Origin of the sequence: Streptomyces sp. NPDC101227, from assembly GCF_044767545.1 — a bacterium.
Taxonomy (GTDB): Bacteria; Actinomycetota; Actinomycetes; order Streptomycetales; family Streptomycetaceae; genus Streptomyces.
This window is the reverse complement of sequence record NZ_JBIWOD010000018.1, coordinates 122,589-139,466: the sequence shown is the minus strand read 5'-3', so window position 1 is coordinate 139,466 and position 16,878 is coordinate 122,589. Positions and strand designations below refer to the sequence as shown.

At 70.0% G+C, this 16,878-nt stretch carries 14 protein-coding genes; 7 read left to right on the top strand and 7 right to left on the bottom strand.

The window, feature by feature from the left end; translation table 11 throughout:
• Positions 1 to 184: 184 nt before the first annotated feature.
• Positions 185 to 1,057: a LysR family transcriptional regulator gene (locus ACIRPT_RS32700; protein ID WP_403833729.1), complete on the top strand. Its 873-nt coding sequence runs from the start codon at positions 185 to 187 to the stop codon at positions 1,055 to 1,057.
• 70 nt (positions 1,058 to 1,127) lie between these two features.
• On the opposite strand, the gene ACIRPT_RS32695 is transcribed toward ACIRPT_RS32700, so the two are convergent.
• Genes ACIRPT_RS32695 through ACIRPT_RS32685 form a run of 3 tightly spaced genes read right to left on the bottom strand, consistent with a single transcriptional unit; the run spans position 1,128 to position 3,348 of the window.
• Positions 1,128 to 2,330: an MAB_1171c family putative transporter gene (locus tag ACIRPT_RS32695; RefSeq protein ID WP_403833726.1), complete on the bottom strand. Its 1,203-nt coding sequence runs from the start codon at positions 2,328 to 2,330 to the stop codon at positions 1,128 to 1,130.
• A gap of 3 nt (positions 2,331 to 2,333) precedes the next feature.
• Positions 2,334 to 2,915: a hypothetical protein gene (locus ACIRPT_RS32690; protein WP_403833723.1), complete on the bottom strand. Its 582-nt coding sequence runs from the start codon at positions 2,913 to 2,915 to the stop codon at positions 2,334 to 2,336.
• The gene (locus ACIRPT_RS32685) at positions 2,902 to 3,348 is read right to left on the bottom strand and encodes an XRE family transcriptional regulator (protein ID WP_403833721.1); all 447 of its coding nucleotides are present in this window, start codon (positions 3,346 to 3,348) and stop codon (positions 2,902 to 2,904) included. Before ACIRPT_RS32685 ends, ACIRPT_RS32690 begins: the two co-directional genes overlap by 14 nt.
• Positions 3,349 to 3,674: 326 nt before the next feature.
• Between ACIRPT_RS32685 and ACIRPT_RS32680 the strand changes: the two genes are divergently transcribed.
• From ACIRPT_RS32680 to ACIRPT_RS32665, 4 genes are all read left to right on the top strand, one after another.
• Positions 3,675 to 4,478, top strand: a complete 804-nt coding sequence (locus ACIRPT_RS32680; protein WP_403833718.1) for a sterol desaturase family protein — start codon at positions 3,675 to 3,677, stop codon at positions 4,476 to 4,478.
• Complete coding sequence (locus ACIRPT_RS32675) at positions 4,475 to 5,551, top strand: PrpF domain-containing protein (protein ID WP_403833715.1); 1,077 nt, start codon at positions 4,475 to 4,477, stop codon at positions 5,549 to 5,551. Before ACIRPT_RS32680 ends, ACIRPT_RS32675 begins: the two co-directional genes overlap by 4 nt.
• A 110-nt stretch (positions 5,552 to 5,661) precedes the next feature.
• On the top strand, positions 5,662 to 6,729 hold the full coding sequence (locus ACIRPT_RS32670; protein ID WP_403833713.1) for an AbrB family transcriptional regulator: 1,068 nt from the start codon (positions 5,662 to 5,664) through the stop codon (positions 6,727 to 6,729).
• Between the two features lie 130 nt (positions 6,730 to 6,859).
• Positions 6,860 to 7,648, top strand: a complete 789-nt coding sequence (locus tag ACIRPT_RS32665) for an amidohydrolase family protein (protein ID WP_403833710.1) — start codon at positions 6,860 to 6,862, stop codon at positions 7,646 to 7,648.
• A 67-nt stretch (positions 7,649 to 7,715) separates the two neighbouring features.
• On the opposite strand, the gene ACIRPT_RS32660 is transcribed toward ACIRPT_RS32665, so the two are convergent.
• Positions 7,716 to 8,939, bottom strand: coding sequence for a flavin-dependent oxidoreductase (locus ACIRPT_RS32660; RefSeq protein ID WP_403833708.1), 1,224 nt, complete (start codon positions 8,937 to 8,939; stop codon positions 7,716 to 7,718).
• Positions 8,940 to 9,105: 166 nt separating this feature from the next.
• Between ACIRPT_RS32660 and ACIRPT_RS32655 the strand changes: the two genes are divergently transcribed.
• Positions 9,106 to 9,984 (top strand): LysR family transcriptional regulator, encoded by an 879-nt coding sequence (locus ACIRPT_RS32655; protein WP_403833705.1) that lies wholly within the window; start codon positions 9,106 to 9,108, stop codon positions 9,982 to 9,984.
• Positions 9,985 to 10,078: 94 nt separating this feature from the next.
• On the opposite strand, the gene ACIRPT_RS32650 is transcribed toward ACIRPT_RS32655, so the two are convergent.
• Entirely contained in the window at positions 10,079 to 11,419 is a 1,341-nt protein-coding gene (locus ACIRPT_RS32650; protein WP_403833702.1) for a SufS family cysteine desulfurase, read from the bottom strand.
• The gene (locus ACIRPT_RS32645) at positions 11,406 to 12,788 is read right to left on the bottom strand and encodes a family 2B encapsulin nanocompartment shell protein (RefSeq protein WP_403833700.1); all 1,383 of its coding nucleotides are present in this window, start codon (positions 12,786 to 12,788) and stop codon (positions 11,406 to 11,408) included. Before ACIRPT_RS32645 ends, ACIRPT_RS32650 begins: the two co-directional genes overlap by 14 nt.
• A 543-nt stretch (positions 12,789 to 13,331) precedes the next feature.
• On the opposite strand from ACIRPT_RS32645, the gene ACIRPT_RS32640 reads away from it, so the two are divergent.
• Complete coding sequence (locus ACIRPT_RS32640; protein WP_403833878.1) at positions 13,332 to 16,136, top strand: SpoIIE family protein phosphatase; 2,805 nt, start codon at positions 13,332 to 13,334, stop codon at positions 16,134 to 16,136.
• 34 nt (positions 16,137 to 16,170) lie between these two features.
• Here the strand turns inward: ACIRPT_RS32640 and ACIRPT_RS32635 are convergent, their stop codons facing one another.
• Complete coding sequence (locus tag ACIRPT_RS32635) at positions 16,171 to 16,659, bottom strand: DUF4118 domain-containing protein (protein ID WP_403833698.1); 489 nt, start codon at positions 16,657 to 16,659, stop codon at positions 16,171 to 16,173.
• Positions 16,660 to 16,878: the final 219 nt, after the last annotated feature.

The window sequence follows — 16,878 nt, the reverse complement described above, 5'->3', positions numbered from 1 at the left end:
TTCAATAACCTGATGAGAGTGTCTCTTCGCTGTCAACCAGCATTGTGCGTGGACAGGTTGAAGCCAGCGATGACCGCAAGCGAGGTGGTTCGTGGATGCACCGGTCGGGCGGTCTCCAAGGAGGTTAAGCAAAGAGGTCCGGCGCAAGGAAATAGCTTTTCTGTGTCACCTATGCTCTGGCCGTATGAATATCGATCTTCGACACCTCCGTAACTTCCTGGCCGTCGCGGAAGAGCGCGGTTTCAGTGCCGCCGGCCGACGGCTCCACCTCGCCCAGCCGACGATCACCCGCAGCATCCGCATGCTGGAAGAGGCCCTCGGCGTCCGCCTCTTCGAGCGCAGCACCCGCCGCATCGACCTCACCCCCAAAGGCGCCAGACTGCGGGACTCGCTCGCCCCGCTCGTCCAGCAGCTCGACTCGGCCCTCGACGACGTGCGTCAGGGCGAAACACTGCGGGTGGGGTTCACCTGGGTACTGCCCGAAGGCATCGCGGCGCTTGCCGCCGGCTTCGCCGAAGAGACGGGAACGAAGGTGGAGTTGGTGCGCTGCGACGCCGCGATGGCGGGGCTGGACACCGGCGACGTCGATGTCGCACTGTTACGGGGCGAGGTCTCGACGAACGGCGTGCGCGGTGTGCTGCTGTGTGAGGAGGAGCGCCTCGCCGCCGTTTCCGCCTCGTCTCCGCTCGCCCGCCGGAAGACGCTGGACTGGGCGGAGCTGGCGCAGTGGCGGCTGATCGTGAACACGGTGAGTGGCACGACTTTTCCAGAAATGTGGCCCGTCGGCGGGCGCCCGAAGGTAGGCGCCGAGTGCCGCAATTTCGACGAGTGGCTGGAGAAGATCGCGGGCGGCGGCGTCTTCGGCACCGCCCCGGCATCCGCCGCGCGCCGCTACACCCACCCTGACGTGCGACTCATTCCCTTACGGGGCGCGCCCCTGGTCCCCACGTATCTGGCCTATCCCGTGCACGGCTACCACCCGCTGGCCGCCCGCTTCGCGGACGTGGCCTGGCGCGCCTCGCGCACGGTGAAGGGGAAGGCACGGCAGGCCGGTTGAGCCGTCGGAACGCGCGTCGTGGCCGCTGTGGCCGGGACGCGCGTTCCGACGGCCCGTAGGGCCGGCGGGCTCATCCGATGGGCGCCAGCCGGCCCAAGTACCCAAGGATCTGGTGGCGGCGGGTAAGCCTGGCGTAGTCGGCGGAGACCCGGAACAGCGCCGACAGTTCGGTTTCGTGATCGACTTCGGGATGCGTTCCGGCGGGGCCCGGTTCGGGGAGCGCGGCGGGTTCGGGGAGCGCGGCCGACCGGGCGCGGAGCGCCTCGAGGATCTCTCGCGCCGACCGCATATCGGCCGACGGTTGTGCCGCGGCCCGCACCGAAGCAACCGGCGGCAGATACGGCCGCAGTGTGACCAGACCGTCCTGGATCTCCACGATCCGCCGGTAGAGCTTGTAGTCCACGGTCCCGACCGCCTGTCCGGGCGGCGAGAGCGCGATTGCCGGGTTGCTGGCGTAGAGATCGGTCCACAGTCTGCCGAGGCGGCGATAGCGGCGGAAGGTACGGACTTGGCCCAGGCGCCGGGACAGGGCCGGGCCCCAGCTCGGGATGGTCAGCCCGGCGAGCATGATCGAGGTCCCGACACTCAGAATGTCGGGGCTGATGATCTGCCAAGATCTGGTCACCGGCCCCAGCGACGCACCGAAGATCGACAACGCGCGCAGCACACAGATCGTCAGGTGCGTCAGCGCCCCGCATGCCGCGAGAACGAGTCCGCAGCGAAGCCATGGAGGCCCGGCGAGCCTTACGTAACGCAGACTGCGCTTGGCGACCTGGATCAGTCCGCAGCTGAGGGTGACCAGGAAGTAGAGCATGTAGGCGGCATGACCGACGGCTCCGTTGAACACCGTGTAGGTAGGTATCGGCGTCTCCGGATCGGGAGCCCGGATCCACAGCACCACCATGGCCGCGCCGGCGACCAGCGCGATGAGAATCGGCCTGCGGATGTGTTCGCGCACCTCACCGGGCTCGGCACACCACAGGCTGAGCAGGATCAGTATTGCCGTGCTCCATGCCACGCCGCTGCAGAGATCGATGATGAGTCTGGCGAGGTTTGGGACGCCGACCGCGCGGTCGAAGGCCAGGTAGATCGCCGGGGTGCTGAAGGTGAAAGCGGCGCCCTTGAACAGGAACGACAGCAATAGCGCGACCGACGCCGCCGAGGTGTGGCCGGCCAGCATCCGGCTGCCGCGATGGAGGGCGCACAGCCCGCAGAGCACCGCGACGACCCCGTAGAGGACATCGACCTGGGCCGCGGCGGAGAGGCCTGACACCGGCTACCGATCGTGGAGTTCGCGGTCGTCGGGCGCGAGCGACCGCAGTAACGGTTTGAGCAGCTCGTCAATGGCCTGATCGGGGACCCGGCTCTCCCTGCTGATGCGCTGGCCCAGTAACGACGCCATCATTTCGGCCTCGGCCTCCTGGATGTCCTCGTAGCCGGTCCTGCCGAGGACCCGTAGGGCGCCACCGTCCGCTGCCGGGTTTCCGGTCACCGCGAGCGGTGTGCCTTGCAGCGCCACGGACCCGCCGGCTCCCTCGTGGCAGCAAATCAGGTGGCTCAGTTCGTGCAGGATCACATGCTCCCGGTGCAGCTTTGACGAGCCGGGCCGGAAGACGACGTAGTCGACGTCCTCGGTCGAGACCAGCATGCCGTGCACGCTGGTGCTGTTGAGCTCGAACGGGACCAGTTCAACGGGGCGCCCGGTCAGGCTGACAGCTGCGGCCTGGATTTCCCCGATGTCGCGCGGCTTGTCCAGCCCGAGATCGCGCAGCCGGCCCTCGCACCGGTCGTACACACTCCGCAGCTGGCGTTGACGTGCGCGGCCGGAGAGCCTGGCCCGAAAGCTAAGCCTCGTCATCCTGCTCAGTCCTCACTGGAGGAAGTCCCTGCAACTGCCTGACGTGATCGAGAACCGCGGCCACCGCTTTGAGGCCATCGTCGTTCACACCGATCGCGCGGAGCGCGATGGAACGCACGCCCGCCTGGTCGACCTGAGGAAGCGCCGCGATCTGGTTCTCCAGCGTGGGAGTCGACTGAGGGTTGGTCAGATACGAGACCGGGACCGCGAAAAAGCCGGCCAGTGCGACGACGAGATCGATCGAGGGGTGGCTGCGCTTGCCGGTCCGCAAGGCGGACAGGTAGGCACCGCTGACCTTGATCTTGGGATTGCCGGCCTTGATCCCCGCGGCGACTTCGTCGTTCGTCCAGGGCTTGCCGTCCGGCCGCCCCGATCTGAACAGCGAGTCGAGACGTTCGGTCAAACCGCCCTGCGCCGGCACTTCTTCAGTCACCGCGCCAGTCAATCATCGCCCGCCCTCGAGGGTCGGAGAAGCCCGGAAAACCGTCCTGTGATTCAGCTTACATTTGACAACTCGCCCGGAAGAGCGTCAGGTTGAATCTCGTCAACCAGCAGTTGATGTAGTTCAACTGGAGCTGCCGCAGAAGTTATGTTGCCTGAGGCACGGCCATCAGCTTTCGCGCATCTGCGAGTTCTGTGGCTCACCACCGGCCCCGTCTCCGTTCGTGGAAAGAGTTCGAGCAGGATCCTGACTGGCCTGCTCGGTGGGAGCGGTCCGCGCATAACCGCCCGAAATGCCGTCGTGATTGGGGGGATTAGATGTCCATCGCGATCCAAGTCATCTGGCTCGTGCTGCTCGCATCCGTCGAGATTGTCGCCACCCAGTGGGAGCATCTGGTTCGAGGACAGGTCAGAAAATTAAGAAACCTGACCTTTACGGTGCTGAATCACATGGCCATACCTGTGGCGACCGTCGCCCTCGTGAGCTATTCCCGGCCGGTGATCGGTACGCACTGGGTCGCCGAAATGCCGGTCGTATCCGGTGTGGCGCTCACCGTCATCGCGCTCGACTTTGCGGGCTACTGGTTCCATAGATTCAGTCACCGCAATCTATTCCTGTGGCGCTTCCACCAAATCCACCACCTGGACGAGGACTTCGACGCCACGACCGGCGCACGGGTGCACACCGTCGAAGAGGTCATGCATCAGATCGTCCTGGTGCTGATCGTCGTGGCTCTCGGTGCGCCGGCCTCTTATTTCACCGCCTTTGCGACGGCTTCGTTCGCCATGGCGATCTTCCACCACTCGAACATCGCGATTCCATGGAGTGTCGAGCGCGTGCTGCGCAGCGTCGTCTTCACACCGGCGCTGCACGTACCGCATCACAACGATGACATCGTCAACACCGACAGCAATTTCGGTTTCATCTTTCCCTGGTGGGATCGGATGTTCGGAACGTACAACTCCGTCCGGCGCACCCCGGAATGGCGCATCGGTCTGGATTATTCGCACGACCTGCCCTTGCACCGGCTGATCATCCAGCCCTTCATTCCCAAGCAACTGAAGGAAACGGCGATGCCGCCGGCCAAGAACGCCACCTATGAGACGGAGAATGCAGCATGACGCTCTCGGTTCCGGCAATGCTGATGCGCGGCGGCACCTCCAAGGGGCTCTATCTGACCCAGGACGCGGTCGAGGCCAGTGGCGTCTCGCCCGATGTGCTGCTGCCGGCGCTGATGGGTTCGCCCGACCGGCGCCAGATCAACGGCATCGGCGGCGCGCAGACGACGACGAGCAAGGTGGCCATCATCCAGCGGTCGACCGCGCCGGACATCGACGTGGATTTCCTGTTCGCCCAGGTGGATATCGAGTCCGACGCAGTCGACTGGACGCCGACCTGCGGCAACGTGCTGACCGGTGTCGGGCCGTTCGCCATCGAGCGTGGCCTGGCTCCGGTCACCGGCGAGGTCACCGAGGTTCGGGTGCACCTCGTGAACACCGGTGCCGATGTGATCCTCACCGTGCAAACGCCCGGAGGCGTGGTGCGGTACGACGGCGATGTGGCCATCGACGGCGTACCGGGCAGCGCCGCACCGGTCGGCGTGACGTTCACCGAATTCGTCGGCGGTACCACCGGCGCGCTCTTTCCGACGGGCAGCCCGAAGGACATCATCGACGGGGTCGAGGTTTCCTGTATCGATTCCGGAGTGTGCGCGATCCTCATGCGCGCCGTCGATCTGGGGATCACGGGATCGGAAACTCCCGGAGAGCTCAATGCCGACCGCGAACTGCTGGAGCGTATCGAATTCCTGCGGCTCCAGGCGGGAAAGCTGATGGGGATGGGTGATGTCGCCGGGAGCGTGGTGCCCAAGGTGATGCTGTTATCGGCATCGGAGCACGCGGCCATCCGCTCGCACTATTTCGTACCCAGCAGTTGCCACCCCGCGCATGCCGTCTCCGGAGCAGTGTGCCTCGGGTCCGCCCTCACTCTCCCCGATACCATCGCGCGCGACATCGCACCGAATGCGCCGGAGTCGGGCGACTATACGCTGGAACACCCGGCCGGCGTGATGGATATCAACATTGCGGTCGAGCGGCAGATTCCCGTGGGGGCCAGCGTGGTACGCACCGCAAGGAAGCTTTTCGACGGCACTGCCTTTGTCGACCTCGGGCCGACCGAACGCCGAATATCGTGAAGTCGACCGGGGATGACCGGCAACAGACCGTGGACGGCCATCGGCATCGTTATCGGTATCGGTATCGCTGGCCGGGCTGCGCGGTTCTCACCGCCGTACTCGGATTCCCGTTGCAGCAGATCGGCCTTGCCGGGGGATGGCTGATCGCCGGCATGCTGGCGGCCGCGCTCACGGCTTTCGGCAGCGGCGGCGAACTGGTGCCGACCAAGCGGCTGATCCGCTCGGCGCAGGGGGTGATCGGGGTGCTCACTGCCCTGCCGCTCATCCGGCTGCGCGGCGGCGACGTGGCCGGGTACTTCGGGCTCGCGGTCGTCTCGATCCTGATCACCCTGACCATCAGCGTCACTTGTGGGCTGTGGCTGACCAGGGCGTCGGCCGCACTCACACCGACAACCGGCATCCTCGGAATGATCGCCGGCGGTGCGAGCACGGTGTCCACCATCGCCGACCAGCTGGGCGCCGACCAGCGGTATGTATCGCTGTCGCAGTATCTGCGGCTGGTCGTGGTGACATCCACCCTTCCGGTGGTCATTCCGCTGCTGGGCGGCGGGACCGGCGGTGTGCATCCGGGCGGACGGCCGGACACGCCATGGACGGTTTCCGGACTGATCGCCATTGCCGTGGTCGTCGCGTTCTCCGGGCCCGTGGGCAGCAGGCTCAAGATGCCCGCGCCGTACCTGCTGGCACCCCTGTGCATTGCGCTGGTCCTCGGCTTCGCCAAGCCGTACGGCCTGGTGCTCGGGCTCCCCGACGTGGTCAAGGACGTGGCGTACATCCTGGTGGGATGGCAGGCCGGCGGATCGTTCTCCGGAGCGGCCGTGGCCCTTTTCGTCCGGCTGCTGCCCAAGACCCTGCTGTTCATCGCGATCACGATCGGGGGGTGCTTCCTCGTCGCGCTGGGCATCTGGGCCTGGTGCGGAATTCCGGTCACCGACGCCTACCTGGCGACCTCACCGGGAGGCATCTACGGCGTCCTGGCCATCTCGCACGAGATCGGGTCGGGGCCGGTGGTGGCGACCCTGCAAGTACTACGGATGGTGGTCATGTTGATTGCGGCCGTGATGCTTCCGGGCGTGATCGGCCGAATCCAACGACGCACAGCCGCGCCCGACCCCGCCGCGGGACCGCCCGAACCGGTCCCATTCGGGCAGGCGAGCGAGGCCGTCCCCAGGCGGTGAACGCCTGCGGCGGTGCCTTGGTCCATGCCCCTGGACTTGCCCCGCGGCCGAGGGACGGACATGAGCAGTACGGACGAAATCCACGGTATCCGGCGAAAGCGGGGTGCCCGGCGAAAGGGAAGCGGAGCGCATGAGCGCACAAGAGGGAAGCCGGCCGGGACTTGGCGGAGTCAAGCGGGTATTCGACTCCCACTGCCACATCATCGACCCGCGCTTCCCACTCATCGAGAACAACGGCTACCTGCCGCCCGATTTCACCGTCACCGACTATCGCCAGCGCACCGCAGCGCTCGGCATCACCGGGGGCGCGGTGGTCTCCGGCTCCTTCCAGGGGTTCGACCAGGAGTATCTGATCGACGCCCTACGGCAGTTGGGGCCGGGGTTCGTGGGGGTGACCCAACTGCCCGCCTCGGTGACCGAGGAGGAGGTCGCGCGACTGGACGCTCACGGGGTACGCGCCGTGCGGTTCAACGTACGCCGCGGAGGGTCGGAAACCCTCAGCCACCTGGACACCCTGGCCCGGCGCGTCCACGAGGTCGCCGGCTGGCACACGGAGCTCTACATCGACGCGCGCGATCTGCCCGTCCTCCTGCCGACCCTACGGTCGCTGCCTGCCCTGAGCGTCGACCACCTCGGCCTCTCCGATGAGGGGCTGACGAGCCTGCTCCACCTGGTCGAGAACGGGACCAAGGTCAAGGCCACCGGATTCGGCCGCGTCGACCTGGACGTGGACGAGTCGGTCCGGGCCGTCGTCAAGGCCAACCCGCAGGCGCTGATGTTCGGCACCGATCTGCCCTCGACCCGCGCACGGCGCCCCTTCGATGACGGCGATCTCCACCGCCTCGCCGACCTCGTGGGAGGGGAGAACGTCCAGGCCGTGCTCTGGGACAACGCCGCCGCGCACTACCGGACCGGCTGACCAGGAATCTTCGGGCGGGCCTCGGTCGGCCCCGGGGCCGCCGTTCCCTGCCCCGGGGCCGACCGCATCAGCGAGGTGTCCGTACCGCTGCCGGCGTGGGCGTAGGCGTCAGGGAAGCCCGCGAGTTGAGCACGTCCACATCGCTTCCCGTGGCGGAGCGGTAGGTGTCGGTGATCCGGGCGAGTTCCCGCGGGGTCCGGCCACCGGCCAGGCTCATGTGCCGGTTCGCGCGCACGACGGCCGCGGTCACGTCCCGGCGCACGGTCTCGTAGTGGGCGAGGCCGGCCGGCACTTCGCCGCCGGCGCGCGCGAGTTCGTACGCGAGGACGCGGGCGTCGACGATGGCCTGGGAGCCGCCGTTGGCCCCCACCGGATACATCGGGTGTGCGGCGTCGCCGAGGAGGTTCACCCGGCCTCGTCCCCAGGCCGGCAGCGGGGCCCGGTCGACCATCGGGTACTCGAGGATCTCGCCGCTGCCCTCCAGCAGCGCGGGCACATCGAGCCAGCCGAGCTCCCAGTCCCGGTAGTACGGCAGCACATCCGCCAGGCGGCCGCGGCGGTTCCAGCCGGCGTCCTCGGCGAGCGGCCGGGGCTCGGACACCCGTACCAGGCATACCCAGTTGATCCTGCCGCGGCCGATCGGATACGCGACCAGCTCCGCGTCTCCGTCGCTCACCAGGGCCGCCGAACGGCCGGTGCGGAACGGCCCGGCCTCGGTCGTGCCGCGCCACATCCGGATGCCCGACCACAGCAGCGGCCCGCCGTCCGGATGCAGCCGGGCGCGGACCGCCGAGTGCAGCCCGTCCGCGCCGATGAGGGCCTCGGCGTCGATCTCTTCGACGATCCCGGTCGCCCGGTCGAGGACGCGGGCGCGGACGGTGCCCGCCGCCGCGGTCTCTTCGAAGTCCACCAGCCGGGATCCGGTACGGACCGCGTCGGGACCGAGCCGTTCCTCGACCGCCGTGAGGAGCAGCATCTGGAGTTCCCCGCGGTGGATCGAGTACTGCGGCCAGCGATAGCCCATCGCCATGCCGCGTGGCTCGGTGAAGAGCTCGTTGCCGAACCGGTCGCTGTACACGTTCTCGTTGGTGGCCACGCCGATGGCGGCGAGACGTTCGCCGAGGCCGAGTTCGGTCAGTTCCCGCACGGCGTGCGGCAGCAGATTGATGCCGACGCCGAGCGGCCGTATCTCCCGGGCGCTTTCCAGGACGACCGCGTCGATTCCCGCGGTGTGGAGGCTGAGTGCGGCGGTCAGCCCGCCGATCCCCGCCCCGGCGATGAGCACGGTCATCGTCCCCCCTGGAGCTCGGACGGGAACAGCCGGGGCACGTCCCCGGGGGTGGCGGCGCGTTCACGGGATGCGTACATGAACGACTCCCTTCTCTCGCCTTCCACCCTGGAACCGGGCGAGCCAGAAGTCCAAGAGATGGTAGATCTGGAAGCTATTATCAACAGTTATGGAACTGCGCCAGCTCGAGTACTTCCTGGCCGTCGCCGAAGAGGGGAATTTCACCCGGGCCGCCGAGCGGCTCCATGTGTCCCAGCCCGGAGTCAGCTCCCAAGTGCGCCGACTGGAGCGGGAGTTCGGGCAGGAGCTGCTCGACCGCTCGGGCCGTACGGTCACGCTGACCGAGGCGGGCGAGACCGCCCTCCCCTATGTGCGGGCCGCGCTCGACGCCGTGGAGGGGGCCCGGCTCGCCGTCGACGAGCTGACCGGGCTGCTCCGCGGGCGGGTCGCGCTCGGCTCCGTGGTCTCGCACAACGTCCATCTGCCCGGCCTCCTGGCGGACTTCCACCGTGACCATCCGGCGGTGGAAATCACCCTCACCGAGGCGAACACCGCCCCGCTCGTCGATGACCTGCGTACGGGAAAACTCGACGCGGCCGTCATCAGCGTGGGCGGCGCACCTCCCGACGGCATCGAGATCCAGGTCGTCGACGACCAGCCGATCGTCGTCGCGGTCAGCGAGTCCCATGAACTCGCGGTGCGCCAGGCCGTCTCCCTCGACACGCTGCGCGACCGCGACCTGATCTGCCTGCCGCGCGGCACGGGGCTGCGCTCCCGGCTCGACGAGGCGTGCGCGGCCGCCGGGTTCACGCCGCGGATCGCTTTCGAAGCCAGCGACCCCGATGTCCTCGCGCAGCTCGCCTCCCTCGGCCTGGGCGCGGCGATCCTGCCCGGCGCGTTCGCGAAGGCGCGGCCGGAGCCGCTCCGGGTGATCGCCATCGACGGTCCCGCGCTGCGCGGACGCCTGGCCTTCGCATGGCGAGCCGGCGGACCGAGCAGCCCGGCGGGCCGCGCCCTGGTCAGCCGCGCGCGCAAGGCGCTGCGGTGACCTGCGGCCGGAAACGGTGACGGTGACGGCGCGCGGGAGGTCGGCCCGCACGTCGTCACCGGGATGCCCGGAGGGGCGCGCCCCCCGGTCGGGGTCAGGCGGCCTGCTGCAACCTCCGCAGCGACGCCACCAGTTGGTCCACCTCCTCCGATGTGTTGTACAGCGCGAGCGAGGCGCGCGCCGCGCTCTCCAGTCCGTAGTGGGCCAGGGCCGGCTGGGCGCAGTGGTGGCCCGCGCGGATGGCGATGCCGTCGCGGTCCAGCCAGTCGGCGATCGCTGCGGGGTCGTGGCCCGCGAGGGTGAAGGTCAGTACGGCGATCCGGTCGGGGGCGGCGCCCAGGAGGTCGAGCCCCGGCACCGCGGCCAGGGCTTGTTGGGCGTAGGCCATCAGGGAGGTCTCGTACGCGGCGACGGCGTTCCGGTCGAAGGAGGTCAGCCAGTTGAGCGCGGCCAGCAGGCCGACCACGCCGGCGATGTGCCCGGTGCCGGCTTCCAGCCGGTGCGGGACGGGGGCATAGGTGGTGCGGGTGAAGTCCACCGACTCGATCATGTTGCCGCCGCCCTGCCACGGCGCCATCTCCCGCAGGATCTCCGGTTTGGCGTACAGGGCGCCGATGCCCGTGGGGGCGAACAGCTTATGGCCGGAGAAGACGTAGAAGTCGGCGTCCAGGGCCTGCACGTCGACGGGGAAATGAGCGACCGCCTGCGCGCCGTCGACCAGGACCTTGGCCCCGTAGCGGTGGGCGAGTGCGGTCATCTCCCCGACCGGCGGGACGGTGCCGAGGACGTTCGAGGCCTGGCTGACCGCGACGAGCCGGGTGCGCATGGAGAGCAGGTCGGCGTAGGCGTCGAGGTCGACCTGGCCGTCCGGTCGGAGGGGTACGGGTACCACCCGGGCCCGGGTTTCCTTGGCGATCAGCTGCCAGGGGACGATGTTGGAGTGGTGCTCCAGCACCGGCACCAGGATGTCGTCGCCGGGGCCGAGGTGGTGCCGTCCCCAGCTCTGGGCGACGAGGTTGATCGCCTCGGTGGTGCCGCGTACGAAGACGATGTCGTCCGGGGACGGGGCGCCCAGGAACCGCGCGACCGCCGACCGGCCCGCCTCGTACGCCTCGGTGGCCTCCCGCGCCATGGTGTGCGCGCCGCGGTGGATGTTGGAGTTGGCCGCGCCGTAGAAGCCGGTGAGCGCCTCGATGACCTGGCGTGGCTTCTGTGTGGTGGCCCCGTTGTCCAGCCAGACCAGGGGGTGGCCGTTCACGGTGCGGTGGAGGATCGGGATGTCGCGGCGGGCCGCCTCGGGGGTGAATCCGCCAGGCTCGCGGGCGGGTTGACGGGCCGGGCCGGTGGCGGTGTCCGTCGGGACGGTCACGACCGCCGGCGACGGGTTCGGCTCCGTCGCCGGCCGGGCGGCCCGATCGACGTCAGGAATAGTCATGGTAGTTGGACACCTCGACGTTCTGGAGCACGGCCAGCGCGTCCTCCACGAGCACCGCGCTGTTGAAGTACGCCGTCATCAGGTACGAGGTGATGCCCTTCTGGTCGACGCCCATGTTCTTCATCGCCAGGCCGGGTTCGACCTCGTCCGCGATCTTCGCGGGGCGCAGGCCCACGACGCCCTGTTCGGCCTCGCCGACGCGCATCAGCAGGATCTCCGTCGTCCCGACGCCCGCCCCGCCGGAGAAGCGCACCTTGTCGGACGGGAGCAGCGGGACGCCGCGCCAGGTCAGCAGCGGACTGCCGAACCGGGTGTCGATGACCGGGGGCACGCCCCGGCGGGTACATTCGCGGCCGAACGCGGCGATGGCCCTGGGGTGCGCGAGGAAGTAGCCGGGCTGCTTCCAGACGCGGGACAGCAGCTCGTCGAGGTCGTCGGGGGTCGGCGAGCCGGTACGCGCCTGGACGCGCTGGCCCGGTGCGACGTTGTTGAAGAGGCCGAATTCCGGGTGGTTGAGCAGCGAGGCCTCCTGGCGCTCGCGCAGTGCGTGGACGGTGAGATTGGACTGCGCGCGGGTCTGGTCGATGGGCCCGTTGTAGAGGTCGGAGACCCTGGTGTGCACGCGCAGCACGGTCTGGGCGAGGGTCATGTGGTACTCGCGGGGCGTGTCCTCGTAGTCGACGAAGGTCCCGGGGAGGTCGGGTTCGCCGACGTGGCCTGCGGCGAGGTCGACGGGCACCTCGGCGCCAGGCAGCACACCGTCCGCCGCGAGGTAGGCGTCCATCGCGCCCCGTACGCCCGCGTCGCGGTCGCACAGCCCGGCGAGCACGCTGCGTTCGACGCACAGCGCCACGCCGGGGGTGAGCGCCCGGACGCGGTACGGCATGGGCTCGGCGCGAGTCCAGGCCTCGAGGTCGAAGAACTGGCCGTCGCCGATCACTTCGAGCACCGCGTCCTCGCCGTACCGGCCGCTGACCCGCTTCTCGGCTCGGCCCTGGACGAGCACCCACAGCCGGTCGTGCGCGTCGCCGTCCTGGGCCAGCATCTGTCCGGACTCGAAGGCGACCTCCGTGAAGGCGCCCGCGAGTTCGGCGAGGAGCTCGTCGTCGGCTTCCCGCAAATAGGGCAGTTCCCGCAGGTCTCCGGGGATGATGCGGGGCGATCCGCTGTCGGTGTGGGTGCTGATGCGGTCGTCGCCGAGGACGTAGGTGCGGCGGCGGTTGACGCGGAAGACGCCCGATTCGACGTCCACCCAGGGCAGGGCGCGCAGCAGATACCGCGGGGTGATGCCGCGCATCTGGGGGGTGGTCTTGGTGGTGTTGGCGAGCTGCCGTGCGGCATCCGGGCCGAGACTCATCCGATCGTTCACGGGGACCTCCTGAGACAGGGAGCTGACGAATCGGGCATGCCGGACGGCCGGCGCGCGGCCGTCTGCGGCATGGGGAACGCTTGCGATCGTGCGGGGGGAATGTGCCGCCCGCAAGCAACCGTTCGCCGGGGCACGGCCGGAAATCCGCGGTCGCTCGAATCGGTGATTCCGCATATGCGTGCGACTACTGTGCGTGGCATGCCCGTCACCACGAGCGGAGCCGCCGGAAACCCTCTTCCAGGGGCCTCCGCAAGTACCCCTCCGTGTCCCGCTCAGCCACATATGCGACCTGATTTACCCTCAAAATGCCGCTTTGCCATTCACAAAGAGCGACTTATGAGCCTCCTTGAGCGCTCCATGCCGCCCCCCGCGCGCCCTCCCCCACGTCGGTGGTCGCCTCGGAGCGGCGGGCAGTGCTAGACATGGGACATGACGGGAGATTTCGGGCGATCGGGCGCCGGGCGAGAGGGCGTCGGGGCCCAGGCGTCGCCGCATCCCTCCCCGGGGCGGCGCGTTCGCTCCCCCGCCCGGTATCTGAGGTCCCTGGTGAGCGTGCACACCGTCGCGGGCCAGGTGTTCGTGCTCCAGCTGGGGCTGGTGGTGCTGCTCGTCATCGCGGCCGTCGTCGCCCTCGTCGTCCAGGCCCGGGGCGCGGGGCTGGAGGGGGCCCGGCAACGCTCGGTCGTCGGCGCCGAGACCTTCGCCCATGCACCGGGGACGCTGGCGGCCATGCAGTCCGACCATCCCAGCGCGCTGCTGCAACCGCAGGCCGAGGCGGCGCGCAAGGCGTCCGGGGTGGACCTCATCGTGGCGTACGACCCGCAAGGGGTCCGCTGGACGCATCGGGACCCGCGCCTGATCGGCAAACGCGTCCCCGGCCACGTCACGGTGCCCAGTGGCAAGAGCCGCACCGAAATGTTCACCACCGCCCTCGGCCCCGCCGTGAACACCACCGTCCCCGTCAAGGACGCCGGCGGCAAGATCGTCGGGCTGGTCACGGTCTCGATCACGGTCCACCACACCAACCAGCGGGTGATGGGGCAACTGCCGCTGCTGCTCGGCTCGGCCGCGGGGGTGCTGCTGCTGGGCACGGGCGGAGTGGCGTTGGTGAGCCGCCGGCTGCGGCGGCAGACGCACGGCCTGGACCCGGCCGAGATGCGGCGGATGTACGACCACCACGACGCGGTGCTGCATGCCGTACGGGAGGGCGTGCTCATCATCGGGAGCGACGGGCGGCTGCTGCTGTGCAACGACGAGGCGCGGCGGCTGCTGGACCTGCCCGCGGACGCCGAAGGGCACCACGTCGCCGACCTGGGCCTGGAGCCGCAGATGGTCGCGCTGCTGGTCTCCGGGCGGACGGTCACCGACGAGGTGCACCGGGCCGGCGACCGGCTGCTGGCGGTGAATGTGCGCGCGACCGCCCCGTACGGCGGGCCGGCCGGAACCGCCGTCACGCTGCGGGACTCCACCGAACTGCGGGCGCTGGCGGGCAAGGCGGAGGTGGCCCAGGAACGGCTCAAGCTGCTGTACGACACCGGGATGCGCATCGGCACCACGCTGGATGTGACGCGGACCGCCGAGGAGCTGGCCGACGTCGCGGTGCCCCGGTTCGCCGATCTCGTCACCGTCGAACTGCCGGACCCGGTGCTGCGGGGCGCCGAGCCGCCATGGGGGACCGCCGTGCTGCGGCGGATGGCCGTCAGCGGGGCGGCCCGGCCGGACGTGCCCCGCCATCCGGCGACCGAGCCCATCACCTCGCTGCCGGCCGCGTCCATGGCGGCGGAGGAGGCGAGCGACCCCTCGCTCCCCCACGACCAGCGCCCGGAGCACCCGGAACACCCGGAACATTGGGCCCCCGACACCACCCCCTCCGCGGCCCGGATCAACCGCTCCGTCCTCGAACGCGACCTCCGTACGGCCGACGGCTGGCAGGCGCAGGACCCCGCGCGCACCCGGCAGATCCTGGACCACGGCATCCGCTCCCTGATCACCGTTCCGCTCCGGGCACGGGGCGTCTCCCTCGGCCTGGCCACCTTCTGGCGCGGCGAGACCTTGGGGCCCTTCGAGGAGGAGGACCTGTCCTTCGCCGAGGAGCTGGCCGCGCGGGCCGCGGTCTCCATCGACAACGCCCGCCGCTACACCCGCGAGCACAACACCGCCGTCACCCTGCAACGCCGGCTGCTGCCCCAGACGCTGCCCGAGCAGACGGCCCTGGACGTCGCGTTCCGCTATCTGCCCGCGCGGGCCGGGGTCGGCGGCGACTGGTTCGACCTCATCCCGCTGCCCGGCGCCCGGGTCGCCCTCGTCGTCGGCGATGTCGTCGGGCACGGCCTGCACGCCGCCGCCACCATGGGCCGGCTGCGCACCGCCGTCCACAACTTCTCCGCCCTCGACCTGCCGCCCGACGAACTCCTCGGCCACCTCGACGAGCTGGTCACCCACATCGACACCGACGAGGCCCGGCGCGCCACCGGTCCGGACCGTGCGGCCGACGACGGCGCCGGCATCACCGGAGCCACCTGCCTGTACGCCATCTACGACCCGATCACCGGCCGGGCCACCCTGGCGCGGGCCGGCCACCCGGGCCCCGCGCTGGTGCTCCCCGACGGCACCGTCTCCTTCCCGGACGTGCCCGTCTCCCCGCCGCTGGGCCTGGGGGGCAGCGTGCCCGTGGAGACCGCGGAACTGACCCTGCCCGAGGGCTCCCGGCTGGTGCTGTACACCGACGGCCTCCTAGAGGACCGCGAACGCGATATCGACACCGGCCTGGCACTGCTGCGCACCGCCCTGGGATCCGGCGCGGACCGCACCCCGGAGGAGACCTGCGGGGACGTCTTCGACGCCGTGCTGCCCGAGCACCCCAGCGACGACATCGCCCTGCTGGTGGCCCGCACCCGGCTGCTGGCCCCCGACCGGGTCGCCGAGTGGAACGTCCCCTCCGACCCCTCCGCGGTCTCCCCCGTACGCTCCGAATGCACCCGCACGCTGGAGTCCTGGGGGCTGTCGGACATCGGCTTCACCACCGAGCTGATCCTCAGCGAACTGATCACCAACGCCATCCGCTACGGCACCCAGCCCATCCGGGTCCGCCTCCTCCACGACCGCTCGCTGATCTGCGAGGTCTCCGACGGCACCAACGCCTCCCCGCATCTGCGCCGCGCCGCCACCACCGACGAGGGCGGCCGCGGCCTGTTCCTCGTCGCCCAGTTCGCCGAGCGCTGGGGCACCCGCTACACGCCCCGCGGCAAGGTCATCTGGACCGAACAGTCCCTGGAAAACGGCCACCAGGAGCCGGCCGCGGACCTCACCGACGCCCTCCTGGACCAATGGGACGAGCCGGCGCTGTGACCTGACGGCGGCCGGCGCCGGCCCGGCCGCGGGCTCAGTCCGCTCGGGTGCCCCGGCCGGCCGGCGGCCCGGCGTCCCGCGCGAAGCGGCGGCGGGCGGCGCGTACGGCGGCCGCGCCGCCGGCGCCCGCCAGTCCCGCGGCGGCGAGCACCAACAGGCTTGTCCGGTCGGCCTGTTGCCAGCCCAGTTGCGCCTGCCCGTTCACCATGAAGCCGTCGAAGAACATCCAGCAGACGAGGACGATGACGGGCACCAGCCTTGGCCGGGCGAGCGCCGCCACCGCCAGGGCCGGCAGCGTGAAGAAGCCCAGGGCGAGCGAGGTGTGGGCGTACTCGCCGGTCAGCAGCAGGGCGGTCACCAGCAGGGCGGCGCCGACGGCGCAGACCGGGAGGGCGAGGTCGCGGGCGAGGCTGGAGGGCGGCGGCGTCCGGGGCGCGGCATGCGGCCGGAGCAGCGGCACGTCGTACGGGATGCGCCGGGTGGCCGGGCGGATCGACGGTGTCGGGTGGTGCACGGCGGTCATCGGAAACCTCCTGCGTGCGGCCCTGTCGTACGGTCCCCCGATGCCATGCTGCGGCCCGCGGCGCGGACCCGGCGGGGCCCTTGACGCCGTCGATACGGGCGGCGGACGCTTCCTGATGCGGCCCTGACGCGCCGCGCGCGGCGACCGGCGACACCGGAGACCGACGGGGATGCCGTGGTCTCCGGCGCCGTATCGAGCGGGTCGGCCGTTCGGCCTTAC